General features: G+C 64.2%; 24 protein-coding genes. 11 read left to right on the top strand and 13 right to left on the bottom strand.

What is annotated here, in order from left to right; translation table 11 throughout:
- Position 1: 1 nt before the first annotated feature.
- The 6 genes from G3N95_RS29595 to G3N95_RS29570 all read left to right on the top strand — a co-directional run bounded on the left by G3N95_RS29595 (position 2) and on the right by G3N95_RS29570 (position 3,913).
- The gene (locus G3N95_RS29595) at positions 2–1,285 is read left to right on the top strand and encodes a patatin-like phospholipase family protein (RefSeq protein WP_205973640.1); all 1,284 of its coding nucleotides are present in this window, start codon (positions 2–4) and stop codon (positions 1,283–1,285) included.
- A gap of 170 nt (positions 1,286–1,455) precedes the next feature.
- Positions 1,456–1,929, top strand: coding sequence for a nuclear transport factor 2 family protein (locus tag G3N95_RS29590; protein WP_205973639.1), 474 nt, complete (start codon positions 1,456–1,458; stop codon positions 1,927–1,929).
- 76 nt (positions 1,930–2,005) lie between these two features.
- Positions 2,006–2,863, top strand: a complete 858-nt coding sequence (locus G3N95_RS29585) for a 2OG-Fe(II) oxygenase (RefSeq protein ID WP_205973638.1) — start codon at positions 2,006–2,008, stop codon at positions 2,861–2,863.
- 157 nt (positions 2,864–3,020) lie between these two features.
- Positions 3,021–3,230, top strand: a complete 210-nt coding sequence (locus tag G3N95_RS29580) for a hypothetical protein (RefSeq protein ID WP_205973666.1) — start codon at positions 3,021–3,023, stop codon at positions 3,228–3,230.
- 106 nt (positions 3,231–3,336) lie between these two features.
- Positions 3,337–3,537: a CsbD family protein gene (locus G3N95_RS29575; protein ID WP_205973637.1), complete on the top strand. Its 201-nt coding sequence runs from the start codon at positions 3,337–3,339 to the stop codon at positions 3,535–3,537.
- Positions 3,538–3,721: 184 nt separating this feature from the next.
- Positions 3,722–3,913, top strand: coding sequence for a hypothetical protein (locus G3N95_RS29570; RefSeq protein ID WP_241019025.1), 192 nt, complete (start codon positions 3,722–3,724; stop codon positions 3,911–3,913).
- Between the two features lie 176 nt (positions 3,914–4,089).
- Here the strand turns inward: G3N95_RS29570 and G3N95_RS29565 are convergent, their stop codons facing one another.
- Together G3N95_RS29565 and G3N95_RS29560 are read right to left on the bottom strand one after the other, a co-directional pair.
- Positions 4,090–4,521 carry a response regulator gene (locus G3N95_RS29565; RefSeq protein ID WP_205973636.1) on the bottom strand — a complete coding sequence of 144 codons (432 nt, stop codon included), beginning with the start codon at positions 4,519–4,521 and terminating at the stop codon, positions 4,090–4,092.
- Between the two features lie 198 nt (positions 4,522–4,719).
- Complete coding sequence (locus G3N95_RS29560) at positions 4,720–4,959, bottom strand: hypothetical protein (protein ID WP_205973635.1); 240 nt, start codon at positions 4,957–4,959, stop codon at positions 4,720–4,722.
- A 67-nt stretch (positions 4,960–5,026) separates the two neighbouring features.
- Between G3N95_RS29560 and glgX the strand changes: the two genes are divergently transcribed.
- Positions 5,027–7,198 carry a glycogen debranching protein GlgX gene (glgX, locus tag G3N95_RS29555; RefSeq protein WP_205973634.1) on the top strand — a complete coding sequence of 724 codons (2,172 nt, stop codon included), beginning with the start codon at positions 5,027–5,029 and terminating at the stop codon, positions 7,196–7,198.
- Positions 7,199–7,315: 117 nt separating this feature from the next.
- Here the strand turns inward: glgX and glgA are convergent, their stop codons facing one another.
- From glgA to G3N95_RS29540, 3 genes are all read right to left on the bottom strand, one after another.
- On the bottom strand, positions 7,316–8,950 hold the full coding sequence (gene glgA, locus G3N95_RS29550) for a glycogen synthase GlgA (protein WP_205973633.1): 1,635 nt from the start codon (positions 8,948–8,950) through the stop codon (positions 7,316–7,318).
- A 425-nt stretch (positions 8,951–9,375) separates the two neighbouring features.
- Positions 9,376–9,963, bottom strand: a complete 588-nt coding sequence (locus G3N95_RS29545) for a YSC84-related protein (RefSeq protein ID WP_205973665.1) — start codon at positions 9,961–9,963, stop codon at positions 9,376–9,378.
- Positions 9,964–10,198: 235 nt separating this feature from the next.
- A complete protein-coding gene (locus G3N95_RS29540) occupies positions 10,199–10,642 on the bottom strand; it encodes a response regulator (RefSeq protein ID WP_205973632.1) in 444 nt (147 codons plus the stop codon).
- Between the two features lie 413 nt (positions 10,643–11,055).
- Here G3N95_RS29540 and G3N95_RS29535 point away from each other — a divergent pair, with 413 nt between their 5' ends.
- The 3 genes from G3N95_RS29535 to G3N95_RS29525 all read left to right on the top strand — a co-directional run bounded on the left by G3N95_RS29535 (position 11,056) and on the right by G3N95_RS29525 (position 15,386).
- Positions 11,056–12,567, top strand: coding sequence for an amino acid racemase (locus tag G3N95_RS29535; RefSeq protein ID WP_205973631.1), 1,512 nt, complete (start codon positions 11,056–11,058; stop codon positions 12,565–12,567).
- Between the two features lie 192 nt (positions 12,568–12,759).
- Complete coding sequence (locus tag G3N95_RS29530; protein WP_205973630.1) at positions 12,760–13,140, top strand: hypothetical protein; 381 nt, start codon at positions 12,760–12,762, stop codon at positions 13,138–13,140.
- Positions 13,141–13,238: 98 nt separating this feature from the next.
- On the top strand, positions 13,239–15,386 hold the full coding sequence (locus G3N95_RS29525) for a phospholipase C, phosphocholine-specific (protein ID WP_205973629.1): 2,148 nt from the start codon (positions 13,239–13,241) through the stop codon (positions 15,384–15,386).
- Between the two features lie 107 nt (positions 15,387–15,493).
- On the opposite strand, the gene G3N95_RS29520 is transcribed toward G3N95_RS29525, so the two are convergent.
- From G3N95_RS29520 to G3N95_RS29500, 5 genes are all read right to left on the bottom strand, one after another.
- Complete coding sequence (locus tag G3N95_RS29520; RefSeq protein WP_205973628.1) at positions 15,494–16,690, bottom strand: amidohydrolase family protein; 1,197 nt, start codon at positions 16,688–16,690, stop codon at positions 15,494–15,496.
- Complete coding sequence (locus tag G3N95_RS29515) at positions 16,687–17,322, bottom strand: VC0807 family protein (protein WP_205973627.1); 636 nt, start codon at positions 17,320–17,322, stop codon at positions 16,687–16,689. Before G3N95_RS29515 ends, G3N95_RS29520 begins: the two co-directional genes overlap by 4 nt.
- 157 nt (positions 17,323–17,479) lie before the next feature.
- Positions 17,480–18,454 (bottom strand): hypothetical protein, encoded by a 975-nt coding sequence (locus tag G3N95_RS29510; RefSeq protein ID WP_205973626.1) that lies wholly within the window; start codon positions 18,452–18,454, stop codon positions 17,480–17,482.
- 268 nt (positions 18,455–18,722) lie between these two features.
- Complete coding sequence (locus tag G3N95_RS40915; protein WP_205973625.1) at positions 18,723–19,808, bottom strand: alpha/beta fold hydrolase; 1,086 nt, start codon at positions 19,806–19,808, stop codon at positions 18,723–18,725.
- Positions 19,809–20,007: 199 nt separating this feature from the next.
- Positions 20,008–21,906, bottom strand: coding sequence for an AI-2E family transporter (locus G3N95_RS29500; RefSeq protein ID WP_205973624.1), 1,899 nt, complete (start codon positions 21,904–21,906; stop codon positions 20,008–20,010).
- A gap of 227 nt (positions 21,907–22,133) precedes the next feature.
- Between G3N95_RS29500 and G3N95_RS29495 the strand changes: the two genes are divergently transcribed.
- Positions 22,134–23,654, top strand: a complete 1,521-nt coding sequence (locus G3N95_RS29495; protein ID WP_205973623.1) for a PLP-dependent aminotransferase family protein — start codon at positions 22,134–22,136, stop codon at positions 23,652–23,654.
- 15 nt (positions 23,655–23,669) lie between these two features.
- Here G3N95_RS29495 and G3N95_RS29490 read toward each other — a convergent pair whose 3' ends face one another.
- The 3 genes from G3N95_RS29490 to G3N95_RS29480 all read right to left on the bottom strand — a co-directional run bounded on the left by G3N95_RS29490 (position 23,670) and on the right by G3N95_RS29480 (position 26,300).
- Complete coding sequence (locus G3N95_RS29490; RefSeq protein ID WP_205973622.1) at positions 23,670–24,185, bottom strand: cupin domain-containing protein; 516 nt, start codon at positions 24,183–24,185, stop codon at positions 23,670–23,672.
- The gene (locus G3N95_RS29485) at positions 24,182–24,937 is read right to left on the bottom strand and encodes an NAD-dependent epimerase/dehydratase family protein (protein WP_205973621.1); all 756 of its coding nucleotides are present in this window, start codon (positions 24,935–24,937) and stop codon (positions 24,182–24,184) included. The genes G3N95_RS29490 and G3N95_RS29485 overlap by 4 nt, the downstream gene beginning before the upstream one ends.
- Positions 24,938–25,133: 196 nt before the next feature.
- Complete coding sequence (locus G3N95_RS29480; protein WP_205973620.1) at positions 25,134–26,300, bottom strand: porin; 1,167 nt, start codon at positions 26,298–26,300, stop codon at positions 25,134–25,136.

Here is a 26,300-nt window from a genome sequence, read left to right as displayed (position 1 = left end):
GATGGTCAAGAAAGCTGCCGTGCATGCTGCCGCGCATTCCGCGCAGGCCTCGCGTGGATCCACGCGGGCTCGCAAGACAGTTGCGCCGGAAGGCTCGCGCTGGGCCGCCGCGCATCCCGACATCGATGCCCAGGTGGTGCTCGTGCTGCAAGGCGGCGGGGCGCTGGGTGCCTATCAGGCCGGCGTATTCGAAGCGCTGCACGATGCCGGAATCGAACCGGACTGGGTGATCGGCACGTCGATCGGCGCGATCAACGGGGCGATCATCGCGGGCAACCGGCCCGCCGACCGGATGAACCGTCTGCGCACGTTCTGGGAGCGCGTGACATGGACAGGCCATCACGCGCCGAACTGGCTCGCCGCCTGCGCGCCCGCGTGCACCGCACTGGGGGTGCCCGCGTATCTGGCGAGCGCGTGGGCTGCATGGATTCCAGGCTACGAGGCATGGCTGCGCAACCTGTCGATCATGTCGCAAGGCTTGCCCGCGTTCTTCACGCCGCGTGCCCACGCATGGCTCGCACTGCATACGCCCGTCGGCATCGAGCAGGCCGCGTTCTATCACACGGAGCCGTTGCGCGAGACGCTTGCTTCGCTAATCGACTTCGACTATCTGAACGGCAAGGAGACGCGCCTCACGGTCGGCACGGTCGGCGTGGGCAGCGGGCAGATGCGTTATTTCACCAATCGCGACGAGTCGCTCGACGTCGGGCACGTGATGGCGTCGGCGGCGTTTCCGCCGGGCTTTCCGTCCGTGCGCATCGACGGCGAAGCGTACTGGGACGGCGGCATCTATTCGAATACGCCGCTCGAAGCCGTGCTCGACGACCGGCCGCGGCATAGCTCCGTGATCTTCACGGTGCAGTTGTGGCCCGCGCATGGCGCCGAGCCGGCGTCGATCCGCGAAGCGATGAGCCGACAGCGCGACATCCAGTATTCGAGCCGCGCCGAGAGCCATCTGGAGCGTCAGCGGCAGATTCACCGCTTGCGGCACGTGATCCGCGAACTGGGCACGCATCTGCCCGACGACCAGCGCGATACGGCAGCCGTCAAGGAACTGCTGACCTGGGGCTGCGGCACCACGATGCAGGTGATCGAACTCGATGCGCCGAGCTTCGGGCAGGACGATCTGCACAAGGACATCGACTTTTCGGCGGAAGGCATCCGCCGCCGCTGGGACGCGGGTTATGCGGACACACAGCGGATGATCGAACGGGCGCCCTGGCGCGCCGAGCCGGACCCGATGGAAGGCATCGCGATTCATCGCTCGGATCCCGAGGCCGTGTAAGACGGCGACATCACTGAACGATTGCGCGACCGCGTGCGCGTGTTGTACCTTGCCTGAATCGCGCTGACGTATCGGCATGCGCGGCGGAATCGGACGCTATGGCGGCCGTCGCATCGGACGTGATGACGGCGGCCATGAAAGGCAAGTAAAACGGGGCACACAAGACCGACATGACTCATCCCAATGCGGCATTGATCGAGCGATTCTACGAGGCGTTCCAGCGGCGCGACGTCGAGACGATGGCCGCGTGCTACGCGCCCGACGTGACGTTCAGCGATCCCGTGTTCACGGAACTGCACGGGAATGAAGTCAGCGACATGTGGCGCATGCTGGTGTCGCGCGCGCAGGAGTTCACGCTCGCCTTCAGTCATGTCACCGCCGACGACCAGCACGGCAGTGCGCACTGGGTCGCGAGTTATGTGTTCAGCCAGACGGGCAGAGCCGTCGTCAATCAGATCGACGCGCGCTTCGTGTTCCGCGACGGACTGATCGTCGAGCACCGCGACCGTTTCGATCTGTGGCGCTGGGCCAGTCAGGCGTTGGGTGCGAAAGGCGCGCTGCTCGGCTGGACGCCCTTCGTGCAGGGCGCCATTCGCGAACAGGCGAAACGCGGACTCGCCGCGTGGCGGGCGCGATCGGCATAAAGGTGGTAAGAGCGCAGCGTGAATGCGGCACGACGCAGGACGTAATGGGGCACGTCAACCAGGCAGCGAGGGTGTGATGCGCGAAATGGATGCAGGATGGCAGGAATGGCTCACGACGAACGTGGGCCGTGGATGTACGCCGGAATCGATGGTCGAAGCGATGGTGCAGGCGGGCTTCGAAACGGATGCGGCACGCGAGATCGTGCGCCGCGCGGCGTCGGAGACGGGCGCGGAAGCCGTCGTCATCGAAACGCCGCAAGACGAGGCACGTGCTTACGACTACGACGCCTGTCCCGTCGCGGCGGGCAACACGGTGCGTGCGCACGACCGCGACGTGGCCGTGCGCGTGCGCTTCGAGCGTCCACAGGTGATCGCATTCGACGACGTGCTGTCGCGCGACGAATGCGACGAGCTGATCGAGCGCGCGCGGCATCGCCTGAAGCGCTCGACCACCGTCAACCCCGAGAACGGCCGCGAAGACGTGATCCAGCTGCGCACCAGCGAAGGCTTCTGGTTTCAGCGCTGCGAAGACGCATTCATCGAACGGCTGGACCGCCGCATCTCGGCCTTGATGAACTGGCCGCTCGAACACGGCGAGGGGTTGCAGATTCTGCATTACACGAAGGGCGGCGAGTACCGCCCGCACTTCGATTATTTTCCGCCCGGCCAGAACGGCAGCGTGCTGCATACGTCGCGTGGCGGTCAGCGCGTCGCGACGCTGATCGTCTATCTGAGCGATGTCGCGGGCGGCGGGGAAACGGTCTTTCCGGATGCGGGGCTCGCGGTCATGGCGCGGCAGGGCGGCGCGATCTACTTTCGCTACATGAACGGGCGCCGCCAGCTCGATCCGTTGACGCTGCACGGCGGCGCGCCCGTCACGAGCGGCGAGAAATGGATCATGACGAAATGGATGCGCGAGCGCCCTTACGTCTAGCGTGACGTCCGGACGGTGTGTCGACCGTCGGGCGATGCGGATTGGTTTTCAGGTACGGCGGGTGCTGTAAACGGCCAGCGCATGCGCGGCTGTGTCGAACGCCGCCCGCGCCAACGCATCGATCTCCCGGCAGGAACAACACACAATGGGGACCACAATGGACAACTATCAGCTGGAAAGCGAGCTTCAGCATCTGGAGCGGGTGCTCGGCCATCTCTCCGCGGAACACCGCTTTCCGCTTTCATACTGGCGCAACAGGCTCAATGCGGTGCTGGCAGCGCAACTGGTGCCGTCGCAACGGACGCGGGCGAGCAAGCTCGACGGACAGTTGCGGACGCTGGAGACGCGTGCGCCCGCAGTGGGTTGATGGCTTGTCGTTCGACGACCCGGAGCCAGACGCGCCAGGCACAGCGGATGCTCGATTCTCGTCGACTGACGCAACCGTGCGTCGGCGTAACCAGACGGAGTCAGCCATGAACAAGGATCAAGTGAAGGGCACCGCCGAAAAGGTGAAGGGCAAGGTCAACGAGGCGGTCGGCAAGGCCACGGGCAACCGTAGCCAGGAACTGAAGGGCGACCTGCAACAAGGCGCCGGCGAAATGCAGAAGTCTTATGGCGATGCGAAGGAGGCCGCGAAGGACGTTGCGCGCGAAGACCGCAAGCATCATCACTGATCAGGCGGCGCACAGAATAGAGCCGCCGCCCGGCGGTTCGATTGCAGGGAGCGTATAAGCAGACGGGCGAAGCCCGCAGGGCCGCGTTGCGACGCGGCCCGTTTCATTCCGGCTCCTGCATTTGCATCTTGTCCTTGCGTCGCATTCGTCCCCTATGCGTTCCGTTGCGCACGCAGCCATTGGAATGAGCGGTCCATTCATTCCGCACTGGAACCTTGCGTGTCGTCTCCTCGATGTGCTGGCCGCGCTGCGCGACGCGACGCGCAGCCGTCATGCACTGATCGATTCCGCGATGCCGCTTGCGATGGACGCGCCAGGCCCGCGTGACGATCGCTTGTACCTGCAACGGATTGCGGCGTGGCTCGCGGATGCTTGATTGCGAGTACAGAACGATGCGATTGAAGCGGATCGAGATGAAGCGATCGTCTTCTGGTCAGGAACCCGGCCACGCAGGCCATCGAAAGCGACACGGGCACCGACGCACGCACGCAGAGCGCGCAGGGCGCATTGAGCGCCTGGCGCGACGTTCATTCCGCTTCAGTGGGTTCGGGTTCAGTTCAGCGGCGCGTCGCCCGCGCCTTGCAGCGGGCCGGCTCCGCCATGCGGCCGGCGCAGCAGCAGGTCGACCTGGCCGAGCAGGGTTTCACGCGCGACGGGCTTGTGCAACGTGGCCTCGCAATCGAGATCGCCGGGAATGTCGGGCGAGGCGCTCCACAGGATCACGGGCATGCCGTCGAGGCCGGGATCGCTCTTGAGCATGCGGCACACTTCGGCGCCGTCCATGCCCGGCATCATCAGATCGGTGATGACGAGGGCGGGGTGCACACGTTGCGCGAGTTCGACGCCCTTGCGCGGCTCGAAAGCAGTGAGCACATGAAAGCCCTCCAGTTCGAGCAGGAGAGCCCACGCGATCAGAAGGTCCGGCTCGTCGTCGATGAGCAGGATGGTGGGGAGGCGGCTGTCCGATAAGGCGTTCGATTCCATGTGTACAGGCAGACTTCTGCTCGCGCAGCCGGCTAACGGGTGCAGGCGAATCGTGATCGTGAATTGATTACGCGGCACGCATGACCCGTGCCAATTCGATCGAAGCGGTATCGAAGATGCACGGGGTACGCGTTTGTGCGCTCCCGCTGGTGCATCGGTTCACGCACGCGGATGCGTCTGCCCTAGACGTGGCGCGGGTTATCGTGAGGTGGCGCGCATCGTGCGTTCGGAAGCGGCGCGCATGAACGGCCGGTCGGGAAACCGGGCGAGTTCCCAGGTGAGCGGGCGCACCGTTGTAAGTTTAGGCGCATCGCGCTGCCGATTTTTCAGGGTCCCGTTTTTCCATTCGGCTGGTTGGCGCGCGACAGGCGATTCGCGGCAGTGGTGGACTTTCTTCGGGCACATGGATTGCTCTTCATGCACGCCATTGCGCCGCATAGCCAGCCTGCATATCGTCATTCGTCATTCAGGTCCGTTCTAGCCCATTCGCCCGAGGAACCCAACCATGCCAACCGATTCCCGCATTGCCGAGGGCTTGCCGTTTCCGCTCGGCGCGACCTGGGACGGCAAAGGCGTCAACTTTGCGTTGTTTTCCGCGCATGCGACGAAGGTCGAGCTATGTCTCTTCGACGAGAAGGGAGAGAAGGAGCTCGAGCGCATCGAATTGCCCGAGTACACCGACGAAGTGTGGCACGTGCATATAGCAGGTCTGAAGCCGGGCACCGTGTACGGTTATCGCGTGCATGGTCCGTATGAACCCGAGGCGGGACATCGCTTCAATTCGAACAAGCTGCTGCTCGATCCGTACGCGAAGGCGCATGTCGGATCATTGCGCTGGGATCCGTCGCTGTTCGGCTATACGCTCGAAACGGAAGACGACCTGACGTTCGACGAACGCGACAGCGCGGCTTTCATGCCGAAGTGCCAGGTGGTCGACCAGACCTTCAACTGGACGCATCCGACGCGCATCCGCGTGCCGTGGGACCGTACGATCGTCTACGAGACGCACGTGCGCGGTTATACGAAGCTGCATCCGGGTGTGCCCGAGGCGATGCGCGGCACCTTCGACGGACTCGCGCAAAAGGCCGTGATCGACCATATCCGGCGCATCGGCGCGACGACGATCGAACTGCTTCCCGTGCACTCGTTCGTCAACGATCAATATCTGCTCGACAAGGGGCTGACGAACTATTGGGGGTACAACACGATCGGCTTTTTCGCGGCCGATCCGCGCTACTTCGCACGCGGCCCCGGCGCGATCGACGAGTTCAAGGAGATGATCGACCGGCTGCACGATGGCGGCCTCGAACTGATCCTCGACGTCGTGTACAACCACACCGCGGAAGGCAACGAGCGCGGACCGACGCTGTCGTTCCGCGGCATCGACAACGCGTCGTACTACCGGCTGATGCCTGAGGAACAACGCTACTACATCAACGATACGGGCACGGGCAATACGCTGAACCTGTCGCATCCACGCGTGCTGCAAATGGTCACGGACAGCCTGCGCTACTGGGTGACGGAGATGAACGTCGACGGCTTCCGCTTCGATCTCGCGACCATCCTCGGGCGCGAGCCGTATGGTTTCGACGAAGGTGGCGGCTTTCTCGACAGCTGCCGTCAAGACCCTATCATCTCCAGCGTGAAGCTGATTGCGGAGCCGTGGGATTGCGGGCCGGGCGGTTATCAGGTGGGCGGTTTCCCGCCGGGATGGGCCGAATGGAACGACCGCTTTCGCGACACCGTGCGCTCGTTCTGGAAGGGCGACGAAGCCTGTGCGGCCGATCTCGCGACGCGCCTCACGGCTTCGGGCGACTTCTTCAACCGGCGCGGCAGACGCCCATGGGCGAGCGTGAACTTCATCACTGCGCACGATGGCTTCACACTGAACGATCTCGTGTCGTACAACGAGCGTCACAACGAGGCGAACGGCGAGGACAACAACGACGGCCATAGCGACAACCGCTCGTGGAATTGCGACGTCGAAGGGCCGACCGACGATCCGGACGTGATCGCATTACGCGAGCGGCAGAAGCGCAATCTGCTTGCAACGCTGCTGTTTTCGCAAGGCACGCCGATGATGCTCGCCGGTGACGAATTCGGCCGCACGCAGAAGGGCAACAACAACGCGTATTGCCAGGACAACGAGATCAGCTGGGTCGACTGGGAAGGTATCGACGACGACGGCCGCGCGCTCGCCGAGTTCGTGCGCAAGCTGACCACGTTACGTCATGCGTTGCCCGTGCTGCGACGCAATCGCTTTCTGACGGGCGAGATGCGCGAGGACATCGGCGTCAAGGACGTGAAGTGGCTGAGCCCGGCGGGCGTCGAGTTGACGGACGAACAATGGTCCGATACCGCGATGCGCTGCTTCGGCCTCGTGATAGACGGGCGCGCGCAGGCGAGTGGCATCCGGCGCCCGGCTTCGGATGCGACGCTGCTGGTGGTCGTCAATGCGTATCACGACGTGGTCGAGTTCACGCTGCCGGAGATTCCGGGCAGCGATCAATGGAGTTGCATGATCGACACGAATGCGCCAGAACGTGACGAGTTGCCCGATTTCGAATCGGGCGATGTGTACCAGGTGACGGGGCGCTCGTTGCTGCTCTTTGCGTTGCACGCGAAGGGCGAAACGAAGCGGATCTTTCAGCGTCTGGAAGAGCGGCTGACCGAATGAGAAGAGCGAGGGTTTTGAAGGCGTAGTGGCGGACCTGAGAGGAAGCAGCAGTAGGAAGAAAAACGGACCTCGTCATCAGAAGAGGTCCGTTTCATTTTATGTAATCTGGCTTTGATATCACGCGCTGCGCGCCACGCTCTCCTGCGATGCTGCCGCATTGCTCCACGCCGCCGGTGCGTTCGCGGCATTGCCCACCGCGCTGCCAACATTCACGCGACGCTGCGCCGAGCCGGCCGCGACACGTTCGACATCGACGCGCGGTAGTGCCGGACGGGCATCCGTCAATCTGCCATACAGTTTCAGGTAAGCCTGCACCGGCTTGCGCCAGCTAAAGTCGCCTTGCATCGCATTGCGCTGCAACGCGTGCCACGACGAAGGCCGCATGAAGGCATCGAGCGCGCGTTGCAAGGCCGCGGCGATATCGTCGGCCGTTTCGCCATCGAACAGAAAACCCGTTGCGCCGTCTTCGGGCAAGCCGAGTTCGGGCGAACGCTCCGGCGTGTAATCGACGATCGTATCGCGCAGTCCGCCGACGCGCGAGGCGACGGGAATCGTGCCGTAACGCAGCGCGTAAAGCTGCGTGAGTCCGCATGGCTCGAAACGGCTGGCGTGCAGCAGCAGGTCGGCGCCTGCATGCAGCATGTGCGCGCGCTGCTCGTCGTAACCGATGTGCACGCCGACTCGCTGCGGCCACGCAGCGGCGAGATCGCGCATCGCGGCTTCCAGCCAGGCTTCGCCCTTGCCGAGAATGGCGACCTGAAGGCGCGGATCTCGCGCGAGTATCACGGGCAACGCATCGACCACCACGTCGGCGAGCTTCTGCGACGTCAGGCGGCTGCCGATCGCGACGATCGGCGCGAAAGGATCGACGCTCAGGCCGAAGGTCTGCTGCAGGTCGCGCTTGCAGGCCTGCTTGCCGCGCACGTCGTCGGCGCAGTACGCGCGCGCGATCAGCGGGTCGGCAGCAGGATTCCACGTGTCGATGTCGATGCCGTTGGTGATGCCCGACAGCTTGTGCGAGCACGCCTGCAGCACGCCTTCCATCAGATGCCCGAAATGCGGCGTGAGAATCTCGCGCGCGTAGTTCTCGCTGACGGTCACGACCTGATGCGCGTGCACGATACCCGCCTTCATCATGCTGAGCGCGCCATAGAACTCGATGCTGCGCGGGTCAGTCAGTGCAGGCGCGAGCAGCTCGGGCGGCACGCCCATCCAGCTGCCGAGCGCGAGCGGATAGTTGCCCTGGAACGCGAGGTTGTGCACGGTGAACACGCTTTTCGCCGCGACACCTGCGAGCTTCATCAGCAGCGGCGTGAGACCCGTGTGCCAGTCGTGCGCGTGGACGATGTCGGGTTTCTGCACGCCGCGCACGCCGCGTGCGATACGGGTGGCCGCGGCGGACAGCGACGCGAAGCGGATCGCGTTGTCGAGATAGTCGCGGCCCTGTTCGTCCTGATAGAGATTGTCGCGCTTGAACAGATGATCCATCTGCAGCAGAAGGACGGGCACGCCCGTATCGGGCATGTGCGCGCGCAACAGACGCGCGTCGCCGCCCGGCAGTCCGCTGATGCGGCAAATGGGCGTGACGCCGACAGCGCGCTCCAGCGCTGAAGGATACGCCGGCAACAGAATGGTCGAATCGACGCCAGCATCGCGCAACGCGGCGGCGTACGCACTCACCATATCGCCCAAACCGCCGGACTTCGCCAACGGCATCGCCTCCGAGGCGACGAGAAGGACGTTCAGCGTCAAGGTTATGACTCCTGGTGAAAGAGTAATCGGGGAGACGCTTGAAAAGCCGCCGCAAATGGCTGGCGCGATTCGCGAGGCGGATCGGGTCGGCGAAAGGCGAAGGACGGACGGCTTCGATGAACAGCAAGCGGTGTGCCAAACGCACGCGCCAGCGCGATGCCGCTGTGGTGCGGCGCACAGCTTTCTTCACATCTTTACGCGCGGCTTTGCTGCCGTGCATGACGCACTGTAGAGGGTGAAATGCGTCAACTTGGTGAATGCGCCTGCAACAAATGAGGGCTTGCGCGCGAATGTAAAACGCGCCGGAACAAACAGCGGGTTTTACATGGACGCTTTAAATTGGCACGCGCGTTCGCGGCTCGCCAGTATGCTCGACGCATGAAGCGCGCGAATATGCACGCTCCACGCGCGAACCCGCAAATGCACTAGATATCGAGCCGCGAAATCTTCGCGCCTTCGAGCGACACGCCTGCCATCAGGCCGGCATTGGTCAGCACGAATGCCTGGACAGGCTTCGTTGCCGTGGTCGTGTCGATGTTGCCGTTCGCGCCTACCTTTACGAGCGCGACGGTCGCATCGCCGCCGACCGACCAGCCGTTGCTGTTGCGGAACTGGTCCAGCGCGTCCTGCGTCATGAACAGGAAGACCACGCCCTTCGACTGTGCGCCGATCTGCAGGCCGAACGAACCTGCAGCGGTGCTGTAGTAACCCACCGTTTGCCCGCCGACGCGCAGCGACCCCTGGCCGTATTGCCCGCCGATCCAGAATCCCGCCTGCACGACCGACGGGAACACCAGCACGCCACGCGCTTTCGACACGAGTTCGCGCGAACCGTGAGCCGTCGTGTAGAGCCGCGAGAGCGTTTCGTCGACACTCGAATCGATCGCGCGGCGCTTATCCGCGTTGCTCGCGTTCGTCGAGGAATGCGTGCCCGTCATCGTGCAGCCTGAAAGGGCAAGGCCGCCCGCAGCGAGCGCGGCACTGGTGCTCAATATGAATTTTCTTCTATGCATCATCGTTCTCCTGTCTGTCAGCGCAAGGTCCTTCGGCGAGCTCCTCCCTTGGGGCTGCGCCGTCGCCGCCGACGGGGTGAAACCCTTGAGCGGCAAGGACTGACGATGTGACAGCAGTTCGTGTGCCTGCCCCCGCTGCGGACCCCGCACGCGAGCTGGCGAACGGCGCGATCAGTCCTTTGGGGTATGGATGCCGTCGTGCCGCGCGGCCGCGTATGTATGAATTACACGCGCGCTATGCGTCGTCGGAGGTGGCCCGCTTCAACAGTTCGAGCAGACGCTGCGGTGTGAGCGGCTTCGCGCAATGGGCGTCGAAGCCCGCTTCGCGCGCCCGTTCGCGGTCGTGATGCGACGCGTAGCCCGTGCACGCGATCAGCAGCATATGCGAGGTGGATGGGTTCGCGCGAAGTCGGCGCGCGAGTTCGAGTCCATCGACGCCGGGCATCGCGATGTCGAGCACGACGGCGAAGGGCTGCCATTCGGACGCGAGTTCGCAGACATCTTCGGCGCCATGCATCGCGCGGCATTCGAAGCCGTTCGCAAACAGCAGCAGTTGCAGCGCGTCGGCGGCATCGGCGTAATCGTCGACGACCAGCACGCGCCGGTTGTCGGTCATGTGCGTGCCGACGGGCCGCCATTGCAACTCGTCGTCACTGTCGTGCGGGTTTCTGGTTGCCATTGTCGGAGGTCTCCTTGTGGACTGGTCCCATGCAGTCCTCGTTGTATTGCGTGCTTGCCCAAGGCTGCGAATCCAGCAAGGGGCGGGCCCGAGACGACCGGATTCGATACGCGTTGAATACCGTTCTCAATCTCATCAATCATCGGTAATTGACAATTTTGGCGCCTCTCAGGGTTAACCAGCGAAAAGAGAGCAATTGGCAGACGCTAAACGAATTGGAATAAACGGAATGCTGTTGTTTATCGGGTGACTTTCTGTTTTATTCATGCGACATAAATCGGCATTCGGATTTATATTCTGATCGGCGCCGCAATAACGGATTCGACGCAGCGCGCGGGCCGCGCGCTGCTCAGGGCGACTGGAATCCGCGCTTCCAATAAGACCGAAAGCAATAAGACTGCAAGCGAGGGACTATGAATACATCGTCTGTGATGGGACGGCGTGCGCTCGGCATGGTCGGTGGCGCGGCGCGTCTCGCGAGCGTCGACGTGCTGCGCAAAATGCATGATGCCAATGCCACGGCGCGAACGTTTCGACCATTGAATATTGCCGTCGAGTGCGCGTCCAATAGCGGGCGCCGTGAATCGGATTCCTGTACGGCAGGTTCGGCGGAACATCAACTACGCACATTCGACGCGATTCGCGATTTCGAGCAACGCGATGTGCCTGCCGTGGCGCTGCCTTGTTTTGAAAGCCATCTCTTCATCGACGCGTTGCAGCAGAACACGCACATCGCGATCGTCGATATGATCGCCGCGTTGTTCGCGCATATCCGGCATCGCTTTCCGCCCGGGTGCCGCGTCGGCGTACTGACGTCGCCGGTGCTGTGCGAACGCCGGCTGTTCGAGCGCTACGGGGAACGCGCCGGCATCGAAGTCGTGAGCGTGGGCGTCAACAGCATCGGTGCACTGCGGGCCGCATGCGAGTCATTGATCCTGCAAGGCGTCGACTTGCTGCTGCCGGGCAGTACCGATAGCGCGTTGTCATTGCGGCGTATCGGCGAGCTGGCCGTGCCCGTGATCGATTCCTTTTCGGTGTACGCGCAGCATCTGCTCGATGCGGACTTTCGTCAGCCGGCACGGCAGATCAAGCTCGGCGTGGTCGGTGGCGTCGGGCCTGCCGCGACCGTCGATTTCTTGCACAAGGTCGTGCGCAATACGCCCGCCGTGCGCGATCAGGATCACATCAAGGTGATCGTCGAACAGAATCCGCAAATTCCCGATCGCACCGATTACCTGACGGGCAAGGGCGCGGATCCGACGCTCGCCTTGTACGCGACATGCAGAAAGCTCGAAGACGGCGGCGCCGATCTGATCGCGATTCCGTGCAATACCGCGCATGCGTTCATCGCATCCATCGAAGCGCGTTTGCGGATTCCCATCGTCAACATGATGAACGTGACGGCCGATTATCTGCGCGCGACGTTTCCTTCGGTGGACCGCATCGGCCTGCTTGCCACCGAGGGCACGATTGCGAGCGGCGTCTATCACAAGGCGCTCGAAGCGCGCGGCATGACCGAGGTGTTGCCGCCGCCTGCGTTGCAGGCGCGTGTGACGAACGCCATCTACGGCGCACGCGGCGTGAAAGCCGGTTATACGAGCGGCGAATGTGCCGACGACATCATCGCCGCCGTAGAGAGCCTTCTGTTCCAGCATGTCGAAGTCATCCTGCTCGCCTGCACGGAGTTGCCGCTGCTGTTTCCGCAAGCGGCCACGGTGACGCGCAACGGGCGCACTGCGCAGCTCGTCGATCCGACGGATGTGCTGGCGAAGTGTTGCGTCGAGTTCGCGCGCGGCCAGCCACTTGCAACGCAGAAGGCAAGGCGGCGCGAAGGGCCGCCGGTCGAATATGCCGCCCGTGCATTGCGCGGCGATAGAAAAACGGCACTTAATGCCGACCTGCTGATAAGCGCTATAGCACGATGACTAGCGTGTTTCTTTTCGCTTTCTGATAGCTTTCCATTAAAGGATATTTCAAGGTATTTCGTTGCCTTTGCAAACGTTTCACAATAATTTCTTCATTCGACATCAGACTGCGTTTCCAGCGACGGCAAGCCTTCTTTAAGCGAGCCGTCATCGGTCTAACCGGTAGTCAGACGCTGGAATCGGGATGCTCGAATGAACGGACTTCCTCTCTCGTCTTTGCGCGTGAGTACAATCGTTGCACTTGCATCGTTCGCACTCGCCGCCTGTGGGCCGGATGATGCGGCGACCGTCGGCAACACCCCGCCGGCTGCGTCGCAATCCAGTAACGGCGCGCCTTCCGCACTGAACGCGTCCATATCGCCACCGCTGCCGACGAGCCCCACGGGCAGTACCGCCAATGCCTTCAATACGCCGTCGGCGCTCGGCATGAGCGCGTCCCGTAACGCACGAAACGAAGCGCAGGACAACGGCCAGGACAGCGCCGCGATTCTCAGCGCGCAGGCGAGCCTCGCTGCCGACAGCCAGCAGGTTGCGCCCGTGCTCCGCTACGCGCCAGGCGACGACACCCATTGAATCGATGTTCTCGCAATAAAGAACTAAAGAATGCGCGTGAATGCGCGCGCTTATTCCGTTGTTAATTCCTTTCCCCCCGAGAAGAAGGCAATAACATCATGACATCCAATAGCCGTCGCCGTTTTCTAAAGACTGCTGCAACGTCCGCGGGCGCCGCCGCCGCCGTGACGATGCTGCCGGAATCGATCCGCAATGCGCTCGCCGTGCCCGCCAATTCGCGCACGGGTTCGATCCGTGACGTCGAGCACATTGTCGTGTTCATGCAGGAGAACCGTTCGTTCGACCACTACTTCGGTCATATGCGCGGCGTGCGCGGCTATAACGACCGCTTCCCGATTCCGCTGCCGAACGGCAAGCCCGTCTGGTATCAGCCGTCGAAAGCCGATGCGACCAAGCCCGTGCTGCCGTTTCACCTGAATACGCAGACGACGAGCGCGCAGTGCGTCGGCGATCTGGATCACTCCTGGTACAAGACGCATGCTGCGATCGACGCCGGCCGTTACGACCAGTGGCCCGCGAACAAGACGGACATGACGATGGGCTATCACCTGCGCCCGGACATTCCGTTCCATTACGCGCTGGCCGATGCGTTCACGGTGTGCGATGCCTACTTCTGCTCGCTGCCGGGACCGACGCACCCGAACCGCTCGTATCTGATGACGGGCACCGTCGATCCGACGGGCACGAAGGGCGGCCCGCTGCTCGACAACAACGATTTCGTCGATGGCGACGTGCCGCCGAAGTATCAGCTGCTGTCGTGGACGACCTATCCGGAACGTCTCGAAGCGGCCGGTATTTCGTGGCAGATCTATCAGCAGGGCACGGATGGCTCGGACCCGCTGAACGGCAACTACGGCACGAACATCCTGCAGAACTTCGAGAACTTCATCAACGCGCAGCCGGGTTCGTCGCTGTTCCAGCGCGCGCAGACGGTGCGCACGATCGACGACCTGAAGGCCGACGTGCAGGCCAACCGCCTGCCGCAAGTGTCGTGGCTGTGCCCGCCCGCCGCGTATTCGGAGCATCCGAAATACACGCCTGCTTACGGCGCGGAATACACGTCGCAGATTCTCGATGCGCTCACGTCGAACCCCGAGGTGTGGAGCAAAACGGTGCTCTTCATCATGTACGACGAGAACGACGGCTTCTTCGATCACATCGTGCCGCCGCAACCGGCTACGTCGCGCGCGCAGGGTCTCTCGACGGTGACGACGGACGGCGAGATTCACAACATCGTCAATCCGGCCCGTGGCGGCAGCTATACGGCCGACAATCTGCCGTACGGTCTCGGGCCGCGCGTGCCGATGACGATCGTGTCGCCGTGGACGAAGGGCGGCTTCGTGTGCTCGCAGGTGTTCGATCACACGTCGGTGATCCGCTTCATCGAATCGCGCTTCGGCGTGAATGAACCGAACATCACGGCATGGCGCCGCGCGGTGTGCGGCGACCTCACGACGGCCTTCGACTTCCGCACGCCGGACGCGAAGATGCCGCCGCTGCCGGACACGAGCAACTACAAGAGCATGGCCGACAACCAGTGCGCGACGCAGCCCGCGCCGACGGTGCCTGCCGTGCCGGGTCCGTTCGATCCGCAGGAATCGGGCATCCGCTTCGCGCGTGCATTGCCGTATGAATTGCATGTGAACGGCAAGGTCGATCAGAAGGCAAATTCGCTGACGATCGAAATCGGCAATACGGGCGAGCAGGGCGCGCACTTCTACGTGTACTCGGCCAACCGCACGGATGGTCCGTGGCGCTATACGGTGGAAGCGGGCAAGACGCTGAAGGACGTGTTCAACCTGGCGTCGACGAACGGCGTGTATCAGTTCACCGTGTATGGTCCGAATGGTTTCGTGCGGCAATTCGCGGGCAATGCACAGTCCAATGCGTCGAATGCAGCGGCTCTCGTGAATCACAATCACAAGCCCGCGTTGCCCGAAGTGAAGACGCATTACGACGTCGGCAACGGCAACGTGTACCTGACGTTCAAGAATCATGGCGAGAGCATCGCGCGGCTGTCGGTCGTCGACAACGCGTACGGCGCGCATCCGCGCCCCGTGATCGTGCCGCCGGGCGCATCGGTCGAAGAGGCGTGGGTGCTGTCGGCGAGCCATCACTGGTACGACCTGACGGTGACCGACAACGACGATGCGTCGTTCCAGCGCCGCCTTGCGGGTCACGTCGAAACGGGCAAGACGAGCATCAGCGATCCTGCTGCCGTGACGCCCGTCATGGCGGCGTCGTAAAGGACCATGGCCTGAACAATAACGTATAAGACAGCGCAAACCTTCGCCCCGGCATGGTTCACGTGCCGGGGCTTTTTTCGTTCAAGGTTTGTGTGCGAGCGGCGGATTCAAATGTCCTCGGTCAGCATGCCGTTACGCGCAACGACCCGTCCGTTCGCGACCACCAGCTTGCGCACGGGCCGCGCGGCAACGGCATGCGCGACGGTTTCCGCATCGACGAGCACGAGGTCCGCACGCGCGCCCACCTGCAGGCCGTAGTCGGCGAACCGGCAGCCGCGCGCGGCTGCGTGGCTCACGCAATCGAATGCCATTGCAATCGCGTCGTCGCGCCGCAGGTCGTAGCGCATCGCGATCTGCGCCGCACGCTCCAGCATGTCGGGCGAGCCGAACGGATTCCAGGTGTCGCGGATGCCGTCATTGCCGCCGAACAGCGTGACACCTTTTTCGATGCATGCAGCGAGCGGCGGCACGGGTACGGAAGCGGGCGCCGTCGTGAGCAGCGCGACGTTCAGCAGCGCGAGCCGTTCGAGCAGCGGATCGCGCTCGCGCGGCGCCAGCGCACCGAGACAGAACGCATGGCTGATCACGACGCGTCCTTGCATGCCGAGCGCTTCGACGCGATCGAGCAGCAGCTTCAACGTGAAGGCGCCGATCTCGGCGGGCTCATGCAGATGGATATCGATCGGCTTCTGATGACGTGACGCGAGATCGAAGGAGGCATTCAGCGACGCGACGGGATCGCCGTCGATCAACGCCGGGTCCAGCGCGCCGAGCACGTCGGCGCCCGCACGCAACGCGTCGCCTAGCAACGTGATGGTGCCTTCGCGTTTGAGCATGCCCGACTGCGGAAACGCGACGGTCTGCAAGTCGAGGACGCCGCTTAGCGTGTCGCGTGTCTTCAGCACGCCTTCGAGGTGTTTGAGGCCCGCATCCGTGTCGATATCGACGTGCGTGCGCAACCGCGTGGTGCCCATTTGCAGGAACGCGCGGGCCAAGGCAAGCGATGCCGCCGCCGCGTCGTGTCCGCTCTCTGCACGAAAGCGCCGCTCGTTTTCGATGCGATCGGTGAGCTTCGGTCCGACTTCGTTCTGATACCACGGCATGCTCCACATCGTCTTGTCGAGATGCGTATGGCCTTCGACGAAACCCGGCAACAGCAGCGCACCGTTGCCGTGCTCGCGCGCGACGGCGCTTTCGACCTGCAAATCAGGGCCGATCGCATCGATGCGGCCTCCGGCGATCGACACATTCACGCGTATGCCGTCGGGCATCCGGACATCGGTAATCAACATCTGGTCTTTCATGCAGACTCCATTCTTCTTGCAGCGTCGATGCGCTTCAGGCGGCGGCGCGTCCAGATCGTCCAGAGCGTGAGCGAGCCGTAGATGGCCCAGCGCAGCACCGTCGATATCTGCTCGGCCAGCTCCGTATCGCTCAAGGTCGACACGACCCAATAACGCGCGACATTTTCAGCCGTGAGACCAATGCCCCAGATGACCGTCATCCGGCGAATCATCGTGACGAGTTCGGGGCGCTCGCGATAATGGCGCTCGAATTCCTCGACGCGTTCGTGCGATTCACGCGATACCGTCGAACGCGCGAGGTAATAGACCATCGGCTTGCGCAGCAGCAGCGACAGCAGAAACGTCACGCCGATGACGCCCGACACCATCGGATCTTCGAGCGCGCGCCGGTGTTCGCTCCGATCGATCAGCGCCCAGGCGAGCAGCGGCAGAATGCCCGCCAGCACGATCGCACTCAGCGCGTCGAAGTGCCGCGAGTGATACAGGTCCCATCCGATCCACGCCACCAGCGGCGCCGCCGATGCCGCGAGTGCACACGTCGTGCCCCAGTGCGGCAGCGCGACCCGGTACGCGAGCCACGGCAGCGCGAGATTGACGACCATCGCGGACAGGTATCGGTAGGGAACCTTCATATGCCCCTTGCAGCAGCGCGGCCTGTGTCGTGCGCATTTTCGCAGGTAGTGTCGCACATCGGCTGCAGTGAGCAAGTGACGGGACGCATCAGGCAGGCAACGCATGAAAAAACGGCGAGTGCCCGCAGGCACCCGCCGTTTGCATGTCACCGTGTGTTCAGACGAGCGGCAACGTCGGCCGGTTCAGTGCCGGCGTCATGATCGGCGTGAGCGCGGCGAAGGTGCGCGCGCCTTGCTCGTCGTTGATCACGCTGGTGAGCAGCGAACTGAAGCGCGGCTCCTGAACGCCCGACACGATGTACTGCCAACGGTACGCGTCGAGCATCGCGGCCTGTACCTCCGCGATGTCTTCGTGCAGCAGCGTGCGGCCCATGTGCTCGCAGAAGTACGCGGCATCTTCCTTCGCCTGCATCTGCACCACGCCGTCGACGCCCGCCACCAGCGCGATCAGGTCGTCGACGGCGGCATCGCGCTCGCGCTCGCGCTCGCCGACTTTCGCGTCCTCGCGCATCCATTCGAGTTCGTCGATGATCGCGTGCTGCGATTCTTCTTTCCAGTGGTACATGAACACGTCCTTGAAGAGCGGCGAGAGCGTGTCGTCCGCCTCGATGCTCTGGCGGTAATGCACCTGCGAAAATATTTCGATGAAACACGTCAGCGCGAGAATCGACCATGTCGATTTACCCAGCACGAACGTGGCGATATCGTCGGCATCGGGCAGGAAGCGATAGCCCGCCGGCATGTCCGCGCCCGCGAGCAGTTCGATACGGCGGAACAGTTCCTGATGCTTCAGTTCTTCGTCGGTCAGGCGCACGACGGCTTCGAGCGCGATCTGATCGCCCAGTGCGTGATCGCGTCCCAGTTCGAGCATCTTCGCACCGATGAAGCGTTCGACGAGTTTGAACATGTTGGCATAGGTGCGCCCTTGAACCTGCGAATAGAAGCGGCGTTCGGCCTCGTTCAGAAACGGCAGCCGGTAGACCTGCGAAAGGCCGTCGGGCAGGAACTTCTGATTGATGTCGAAGGTGCGGCCGCGAATCACGTCGTTGTCGATATCCCAGCGGATCCGCTTGGACACTTCGACGCATTTGGCGTAGCGATGGGAAGGCAGTTGGTACTCTACAGCTTGCATCTCTGAACTCCTTGGACTTCGGCCCCGGCGCTAAAGCTGAAGTGGGCTGTGCTTGCGATGAGGCAATGGGGATTGCAGTGGGGAGCGCCGAAAGGAGAACGAACAGAGACGGCGCTGACTCAAAGCGCTGCGCCGTGACATGCTGCAAGCCGAAGCGAAACGCTGATGCAGAGTGTGTGCATCGGCTGTTCGTCAGGCATGAGACGCGAGTCCCGATACGCGGGATGCGCACTGCACAAAGCAGCGAAAAGCCGGGACATGTGCCCCGTTACGCAGCGGGTGCGTCGAAGCCGGCCTTGCGCGCCATCACGATGGCCTGCGCGCGGCTTTCCACTTCGAGCTTCGCGAAGATGTTGGTGATGTGATTGCGCACGGTCTTCTCCGACAGGCCAAGCCGCGCGGCAATCTGCGCATTGTCGCGGCCGCCCGCGATCAGTTCGACGATCTCGCGTTCGCGTCGAGTAAGCGCTGAAAACACAGGGTCGATGTGTCGTGTGGGCGGCAGGAACGCGCGTACTTCATCGCGCCAGCGCTGCCACGCGCTTTCGCATTCGAGCGTCAGATGATTGTCGCTTTCGAGTGGCACGAAGCGCGCATTGGGAATCAGGCTCGCGAGCAGCCGGCTCTCTTCGAACGGCACACGTGCGTCGCGTACCGCATGCAGCACGAGCGTCGGACACTGCACGTGCGGCAGCAGATCGACCACGTCGATATTGTTGAAGACGCGCATGATGCGCGCGGCGTTGTGCGGTGTGGTGGTGATGCGTTCGAGTTCGTTGAACCAGTGATGCTGTTGCGGCGTGCCGCCCGGAATGAACTGCGTCGTGAAGAACTGGCGGAAGGCAGGGTTGTGCTGGCCCCAGCCGATTTCGGCGAGCTTGGCGAGCGTTTCCGCTTCATCGCGCGCCTGCTCGGAGCGTGAGCGCACCAGCCGCCCGCGCGCGTAGCCGCCATGCAAGATGAGGTGCGACACGCGTCCTGGAAACGCGACGGCATACGTGATGGCAATCGACGCGCCCTGCGAAATGCCGAGCAGCACGAAGCGGTCGACACCGCTCGCATCGATCACGGCGATCAGGTCGTGCTTCCATGCGTCGAACGAAATGTCGTCGACGTCGTGATCCGACAGTCCGCAGCCGCGCTGATCGTAGCGGATCAGCGTGTGCTCGCGGCACATCTCCGCGATCATGTGGCTCCAGACGGGGCTCGCGAGATCGAACTCGAGATGGCTCAGCCAGTTCGCGGCCTTGATGATGGGCGGCCCGCTGCCACAGGTTGCGTACGCGATGCGCGCGCCGTCGTGTGCGGTGCACAGCCGGATCTGCTGCCTGCACTTCGGGATGGTGGCTGACATGAGCCTCCCGGCGGCAATGGAACGAAGCGGAAGGGAGCGCGTGAGCTTGCGGGCAGCGGCATACGCGCTTTCATTCAGCTTATCACCGCATGGGCGCTTTGCCGCGCGAAGATGCAGATAATCGATGCGCTCACGAACGCAGACGCGCAGAACGTATGAAGCGCGTGATGCATTCGTGCCGAAAGAGGCCCGCGCGCGCTCACGCGTCGACGCCGCGCGGCGCCTGCTCGACGGCCGGCATGGACCGCGCGCAGGCCGCCTGCACGCACTGATTGACGAGGTCGCTGAAGGCGTTGGCGTTGTTCGTGCCGCTCAATGCGCCGACCTCGTCGACCGTCTCAGATTGCCCGCCGATGCCGACGATCAGATGCGCGCCGGGCGCACGCTCACGGATGCGCCGCAGCAGATTGCGCAGATAGGGCGGCGCTTCGGGCGCATCGAGCGTGATCACGCAGACGATGGCCGCGCCGTCGGCGCCGAACGCATCCGCCTGACCGCGCCTGAACTGCGCGTAGTTCGCCGTGACGGGCGTGAAGCCGCGCCGCGCCAGCAGTTGCACGGCGATGGCCGTCGTCACTTCGTCGAATGCGCCGCGGCCCGCCACGCACACGACCTGTTGCTGTGCAGCGTCGTCGGGCGACAGGGCGGGGAGCGCATCGGGTGCGTTCGGATCGGCCTTGTCCTCGGGCATGCCTTCGACCTGTTCGAGGTTCTCGACGATATCGAGCAGCGTCTCGTTCATGCGCGCCAGCTGCTCGGGCGCGAACACGCCGCGCAGCGTGTCGTTGCGCGCCAGCCGCAAGCCTTCGCGCGCCACGTCGTCGTAATAGCGGGTGAGCGGCATCTCTCTGAGAAAACGGTCGGCCTGCACGATGGCCTCGTGCGGATCGTCGGCGAGCAGCCGCTGATAGAAGTTTTGCGCAGGCGTCAGCGCGGGCTGATCGCCGAGCAGCACGGTCAGGAATTTCAGGCGCTCCGCGTATCGGCCCAGCGTAACGAGGCAGAGCGTGAGCGGCGTCGACAGCACGAGGCCGATGGGCCCCCACAGCCAGCTCCAGAAGATCGCCGCGACGACCACGGCGAGGGGCGACAGCCCCGAACTATGTCCATACAGAAGCGGCTCGACGACCTGACCCGCCACCACGTCGATCGACACGAACAGCACGATCGTCCATACCGCCATGGTCCATTGCGGCTGGATCGCGGCCGCGAGAATCACGGCGAGCAGCCCCGCGATCCACGTGCCGATGTACGGCACGAAACGCAGCAGCGCGGTCAGCACGCCGAACAGCAGCGCGCCCGGCACGCCGATGATCGCGAGACCGATCGCGATCGTCGCGCCCGCGCCCAGGTTCACGCCGAGTTGCGCGACGAAGTAGCGCGACAGGCGGCTCGCCGCGTCGTTGATGGCGGTGGTCGTGCGGTGCAGATCGCGCGCGCCGAACAGTCGTATCAGGCGATCGCGCAGATCTTCGCGCTGCAGCAGGATGAAGATCGTGACGACGAGCACGATGAACGTCGTTTCGAGCGGCCCGACCACGGGCGAGAACACACGCTGCGCGAGTTCCAGCGGCGACGGAATCGGCTCGTGCACTTCGACGGGCAAGGGTGCAGCGACGGTCGGCTTCTGGGAGCGGCCGGCTTCGTGCGCGGGCGCCGGGCGTTCCGGCGCGACACGCGCGAGCGCGGTAGCAGCGCGCGCGAGCAGCGCATCGGCGCGTCCGACCGTCTTCTCCTGCACGGTCTCGACCTTGCGCTCGATGGCCGCCTGGTATTGCGGCAGCGAGCCGGCAAGCTGCGCGATCTGCGCGCCGATCAGCGTGCTGACGGCGAGCAGCGTGACGACGGCGGTGAGCACCGCGACGAAGATCGACGGCAACTGGCCGAAGTGAAGGCGCCGCAGCAGGCCGACCAGCGGCGCGAGCAGAAAGCTCAGCAGCACCGCGAGCGTGATCGGGATCAGCACTTCACGCGCGAAGTACAGTCCCGAAACTACAACGACGAACGTGATCATCGACGTCAGGCCGTGCAGCCCCGGCGTCCCCGGCGGGTAGACGCGGTTGGACGAAGGGCGTTGCGGTTGGAGAGGAAGTTTCATGACGTCCTGTGCCGCGGTCGGGCGTGCCATCGATAGGGGGCAGCCATTGTAAGCAATACGCAGGCCCGGACGCAGAACCGACACGACGGCCGTGCGCGGGCCGCTTCAGTTTATCAACTGCGACGCACGGCGTTCATGTGGTGAACAAGCAGGCATAATCGCGGAATTGGCCTGGTCAAGTCGGCGAATTATCTTTCAGGTGCTGAGCCATTTACGGAGCGGAGAACATGCGGCGTGCGACGGAAATCGATCTTGCGCTGAACGAGCGGCCCGACGGCATGCCGCTGCAGCGCTGGCTCTATGCCGAACTGCGCGCGGCGATTCTGCAGGGCCGGCTCGGGCCCGGCGCACGGCTTCCCGCGACGCGCGATCTCGCCGCACGTCACGGCGTGTCGCGCGGCACGGTGCTGGGCGTGTTCGCGCAGCTCGCGGCGGAAGGCTATCTGTCGGGGGCCGTCGGCCGGGGCAGCTTCGTTGCGGGCGAATTGCCGGACGGCCGCTTCGAGCCGGCGCCCGCGGCCGCGGCACCGCGGCTTGTGCGCGGAAAAGCAGGGGCACGCGACGCAGCGAACGCAGATATCGGTCTGTCCGCACGCGGACGCCTGCTGGCGCGCAGCGGGTTCGCCGTCGAAGGCCGGACGGTTCCATCGCGTGCGTTCCGGCCAAGTCAGCCCGACTTGCAGTCGTTTCCCTTTGCGTTGTGGGCGCGTGTCGCGGCGCGCCGCTCGCGGCTCTTGAACCGCTCGATGCTCGCCGATGGCGAAGCGCAAGGCTACCGGCCGCTGCGCGAGGTCATCGCGGAACATGTACGCGTGACGCGCGGCATCGCGTGTACGGCCGAGCATGTCGCCATCGTCGGCAGCGCGCAGCAGGTGATCGATCTTGCCGCGCGTCTGTGGCTCGACCCCGGCGACGCTGCATGGATGGAAGATCCGGGCTATCCGGGCGCGCGGCTCGTGCTCGAAGCGGCGGGCGCGCGCATCGCGGCCGTTCCCGTCGACATGCACGGCATCGACGTGGCCGAGGGCCGACGGCTCGCGCCCGATGCGCGGCTCGCGTATGTGACGGCCGGTCGCCAGGCGCCGCTGGGTCCGGCGCTATCGCTGGAGAGGCGGCTCGCGCTGCTCGATTGGGCGCACGCGCGCGGCGCGCTCGTGATCGAGGACGATTACGACAGCGAGTATCGCTTCGAAGGGCGTCCGCTCGCGGCGCTGAAGAGTCTCGACAACGCGGATCACGTGATCTATTGCGGCACGTTCAGCAAGCTGCTGTTTCCGGCGCTGCGCATCGCGTATGCGGTCTTGCCCGAACGTCTCGTCGAGCCGTTCGTCGCCGCGTGGTCGCTGACGGGCCGGCACGTGCCCCTCGATCAGCAGGCGACGCTGCATGCGTTCATCGCGGAAGGGCATGCGGGCCGTCACGTGCGGCGCATGCGCGAACTGTACGGCGAGCGTGCCGAGGCGCTGCGCGAAGCGGCGCGCCGGCACTGGACGGGGCTCCTTGCGTTGCCGCCGATCGTCGCGGGGCTGGATGCGCCCGCGTTCCTGCCCGAAGGCGCGGACGATGCGCTGGCTGCGCGCCTTGCCGCCGAAGCGGGCATCGAGACGCGGCCGTTGTCGTCGTATGCGATCGGGCGTGCGGCGCCGGCGGGGCTGGTGCTGGGATTTGCGAGCGTCGGTGTGGACGACATCGATGCGGGGGCGCGGACCCTTGCGCGCGTGCTGCAGAAAATGCTCGACAAGACGTGAGGTTCGCTGCGCGTATCACGGCGGCAGCACGAGCGGTCCGCAGTTCGAATCGGTGACGAACACCGCGAGCAGTTTAGCGGGCTGCGCCGGGTCCGTGTTCTCGACGAAATCATGCAGCGTGCCGGGCGGCTCGAACCACGTCTGGCCGCTTCGATAGTCGATGGCCGGACCGCTGTTCAACCGGGAGCGCAGCGTGCCCGATATGACGTACGCCGTGACCGATCCCGGATGCCGGTGCGCGCCCGTGAAAGCGTGCGGCGGAAAATCGACCACGACGGTCGTCACGGATTTGCCGGGCACGTTCGCGAGCGGCTCGCATGAGAGCGTGTGCGATGTCGACGTAGGGCGTTGTGCCGCTGCGCCGGACGACGATGCGACGCTGAGCAACGGCGTGCTGCACATCGCGTCGAGCCATTGAAGGGCAGGACGCGCCGGCAGCATGGCGAGCGGGGCGAGCGCGAGGGTGGCGAAGGTCGCGAGCGTGCGCGCATGCCGTGCATGTTCGCTCGCGAACAGGTGGGCGGCGTTCATCTCGCCGTACTCATTGCCGCAGCGGCGGCGGTGCGCCGCCAGGCGGCCGACCAGCCGAGTTCGCGCTTCGCTTTGCCCGTCGAAACGACGGGATTGTCTTCGGCGATATTGAACGCGCCCGCTCGCGCATGCTTCAGGGCGAGCACAGTGGCGTGCGCGGCCGCATCGACATGAACCGGACTCGCGCCTTTTGCCTGCGCCGACCCGGTGCCGGGGCCATACAGTTGACCGTATCGCAGCACCGTGCCGATCAGCGGCGCGGTGAGCACCTGCGTTTCGAGCGATGCGACGCCGCGCACCGTGACGAGCCGGTTGCCCTCGGCATCCGTATCGAGCGGCTGGGTTTCTTCGTACGGTTGCGCGCCCTCGCGATAAGCCCACGCGATGCTTTGCGCGACGAAGCGCTTGCTGCCTGCCGCCAGCGCAGCGGCGAGCAGATTGCGCGTGCCTTCGTCGCGGATGCGCGCGTTCCCTGCGATGGCTTGCGGCATGCGCGCGGGATCGAGCGCGGGCGGCAGGTCGGTCAGTTGATGGATCACGGCGGCGGGCTGGATGCGCAGCAGCGCGTCCTTCAGCGCTTTTGCGTCGAATACGTCGACGATGACGGGCGTCGCACCCGCCCGTTCGATCTGCGCCGCGCGGTCGGTGCGGCGTGTGCTGCCGTAGACGAGATAGCCCGCATCCACCAGTTGCGGCACGAGCGCGCTGCCGATTGCGCCCGCGGCGCCTGCCAGAAAGACTGTCCTGTTCATCGATGATCTCCGTGTATGCCGGGCCTTGCCGCCCACACCCGAAGACTACGATCGATAATGGTTCATAGAAAGAGCCATTATCGACAGATTGAATGAGCCATTATGGAAAAGGCCGCACAACGAAAAACGGCGGTGCCGAACCGGCACGCGTCCGCATGCCGGCCAGAAACCGCCGTACAGGGCGAAACCCGGCGCTTTAGAACTTGTGGCGAATGCCCAGGTTGACCATCTCCTGATGGCTCGTGCCTGCGTAGCCGTACGAACCGATCGATGCCTGCGCGTCGGTGATCGTGTTCGTCGTTGCGTCGCGGGTCTGGCCGCTGGCGTGCTGATACGCGGCCGTCATGTACAGATCGGTGCGCCTGGACAGGGTGTAGTCCGCGCCGAGCGATACCTGGTGATAGGTCGCCGACGTGTCGCCGTTCGAGTGCGTGTAGCTGTAGCCGACGCCCAGCAGGATCGCGGGCGCAGCCTGATAGTTCACGAAGCCCTGGCCCGTGTTGTAGCGTTCGTTCGAGCCGAACACGGAGCTGTCGTCGCGACGGTACTGCGCGTTGCTGTAGCCGAGGCCGAACGTGAACGGACCGGCCGTGTACTGGCCTGCCACGCGTGCGATGCCGATCGAATGCGCCGTCTGATAGCCGAGGTTGACGGGGCCGTCGAAGGTGCCGTCGGACGTGCTGTTCCAGGTCGTGCGAAGGCCTTCCGAAGCCGGGCTGTTCGTCGTGTAGTAGTAGCCGGCCGCGAGGCCGATGGGACCGTTGTTGTACGCGACCGCGCTCGAATACGACTGCTCGGAACCCGTGCTGCCCGCCACGCCGCCGAACGAGTACATCGCTTCGAACTGCAGGCCCGCGAATACGGGCGACGTGTACTTGACCGCGTTGTTCACACGGAAGCTGTTGTCGTAGTTGTCGACGTCGCCTGCCGTCGCGAATGCGCTGCCGAAGTAGTTGTCGGCCGTGATGCCTTGCACGAGGTCGATCAGCGGATCGTATTGACGGCCGAGCGTCACGGAACCGTATTGATCTTGCGAAAGACCGACGAATGCCTGACGGCCGAACAGACGGCTGCCCTGGCCCATCTTGCCGGTGCTCGGATCAAAACCGCTTTCCAGCTGGAAGATGGCCTTCATGCCGGCGCCGAGGTCTTCGCTGCCCTTGAGGCCCCAGCGCGTGCCCGACAGATTGCCTGCGCTGGTATTGCCGAGCGACCACAGGCTGTTGTTGCCCGAGGCGTTATGAACATACGTGATCCCGGTGTCGATCGTGCCGTACAGCGTGACACTCGTCTGGGCGTGCGCGGCGCTGGTGGCCGTGGCCAGAGCGGCCAGCGACATCATCGAGAGGGCGGTGCGTTTCAT

The organism is Paraburkholderia sp. Tr-20389, assembly GCF_017104565.1.
Lineage (GTDB): Bacteria > Pseudomonadota > Gammaproteobacteria > Burkholderiales > Burkholderiaceae > Paraburkholderia.
The sequence above is the reverse complement of the archived record's forward strand: the minus strand, read 5'-3'. Positions and strand labels throughout refer to the sequence as shown.

What these genes read in the sequence shown, in the direction of transcription:
- G3N95_RS29595 (WP_205973640.1), top strand. Translation starts at nt 2, where the DNA reads ATGGTCAAGAAAGCTGCCGTGCATGCTGCCGCGCATTCCGCGCAGGCC.
- G3N95_RS29590 (WP_205973639.1), top strand. Translation starts at nt 1,456, where the DNA reads ATGACTCATCCCAATGCGGCATTGATCGAGCGATTCTACGAGGCGTTC.
- G3N95_RS29585 (WP_205973638.1), top strand. Translation starts at nt 2,006, where the DNA reads ATGCGCGAAATGGATGCAGGATGGCAGGAATGGCTCACGACGAACGTG.
- G3N95_RS29580 (WP_205973666.1), top strand. Translation starts at nt 3,021, where the DNA reads ATGGACAACTATCAGCTGGAAAGCGAGCTTCAGCATCTGGAGCGGGTG.
- G3N95_RS29575 (WP_205973637.1), top strand. Translation starts at nt 3,337, where the DNA reads ATGAACAAGGATCAAGTGAAGGGCACCGCCGAAAAGGTGAAGGGCAAG.
- G3N95_RS29570 (WP_241019025.1), top strand. Translation starts at nt 3,722, where the DNA reads ATGAGCGGTCCATTCATTCCGCACTGGAACCTTGCGTGTCGTCTCCTC.
- G3N95_RS29565 (WP_205973636.1), bottom strand. Translation starts at nt 4,521, where the DNA reads ATGGAATCGAACGCCTTATCGGACAGCCGCCTCCCCACCATCCTGCTC.
- G3N95_RS29560 (WP_205973635.1), bottom strand. Translation starts at nt 4,959, where the DNA reads ATGCGGCGCAATGGCGTGCATGAAGAGCAATCCATGTGCCCGAAGAAA.
- glgX (WP_205973634.1), top strand. Translation starts at nt 5,027, where the DNA reads ATGCCAACCGATTCCCGCATTGCCGAGGGCTTGCCGTTTCCGCTCGGC.
- G3N95_RS29545 (WP_205973665.1), bottom strand. Translation starts at nt 9,963, where the DNA reads ATGCATAGAAGAAAATTCATATTGAGCACCAGTGCCGCGCTCGCTGCG.
- G3N95_RS29540 (WP_205973632.1), bottom strand. Translation starts at nt 10,642, where the DNA reads ATGGCAACCAGAAACCCGCACGACAGTGACGACGAGTTGCAATGGCGG.
- G3N95_RS29535 (WP_205973631.1), top strand. Translation starts at nt 11,056, where the DNA reads ATGAATACATCGTCTGTGATGGGACGGCGTGCGCTCGGCATGGTCGGT.
- G3N95_RS29530 (WP_205973630.1), top strand. Translation starts at nt 12,760, where the DNA reads ATGAACGGACTTCCTCTCTCGTCTTTGCGCGTGAGTACAATCGTTGCA.
- G3N95_RS29525 (WP_205973629.1), top strand. Translation starts at nt 13,239, where the DNA reads ATGACATCCAATAGCCGTCGCCGTTTTCTAAAGACTGCTGCAACGTCC.
- G3N95_RS29520 (WP_205973628.1), bottom strand. Translation starts at nt 16,690, where the DNA reads ATGAAAGACCAGATGTTGATTACCGATGTCCGGATGCCCGACGGCATA.
- G3N95_RS29515 (WP_205973627.1), bottom strand. Translation starts at nt 17,322, where the DNA reads ATGAAGGTTCCCTACCGATACCTGTCCGCGATGGTCGTCAATCTCGCG.
- G3N95_RS29510 (WP_205973626.1), bottom strand. Translation starts at nt 18,454, where the DNA reads ATGCAAGCTGTAGAGTACCAACTGCCTTCCCATCGCTACGCCAAATGC.
- G3N95_RS40915 (WP_205973625.1), bottom strand. Translation starts at nt 19,808, where the DNA reads ATGTCAGCCACCATCCCGAAGTGCAGGCAGCAGATCCGGCTGTGCACC.
- G3N95_RS29500 (WP_205973624.1), bottom strand. Translation starts at nt 21,906, where the DNA reads ATGAAACTTCCTCTCCAACCGCAACGCCCTTCGTCCAACCGCGTCTAC.
- G3N95_RS29495 (WP_205973623.1), top strand. Translation starts at nt 22,134, where the DNA reads ATGCGGCGTGCGACGGAAATCGATCTTGCGCTGAACGAGCGGCCCGAC.
- G3N95_RS29490 (WP_205973622.1), bottom strand. Translation starts at nt 24,185, where the DNA reads ATGAACGCCGCCCACCTGTTCGCGAGCGAACATGCACGGCATGCGCGC.
- G3N95_RS29485 (WP_205973621.1), bottom strand. Translation starts at nt 24,937, where the DNA reads ATGAACAGGACAGTCTTTCTGGCAGGCGCCGCGGGCGCAATCGGCAGC.
- G3N95_RS29480 (WP_205973620.1), bottom strand. Translation starts at nt 26,300, where the DNA reads ATGAAACGCACCGCCCTCTCGATGATGTCGCTGGCCGCTCTGGCCACG.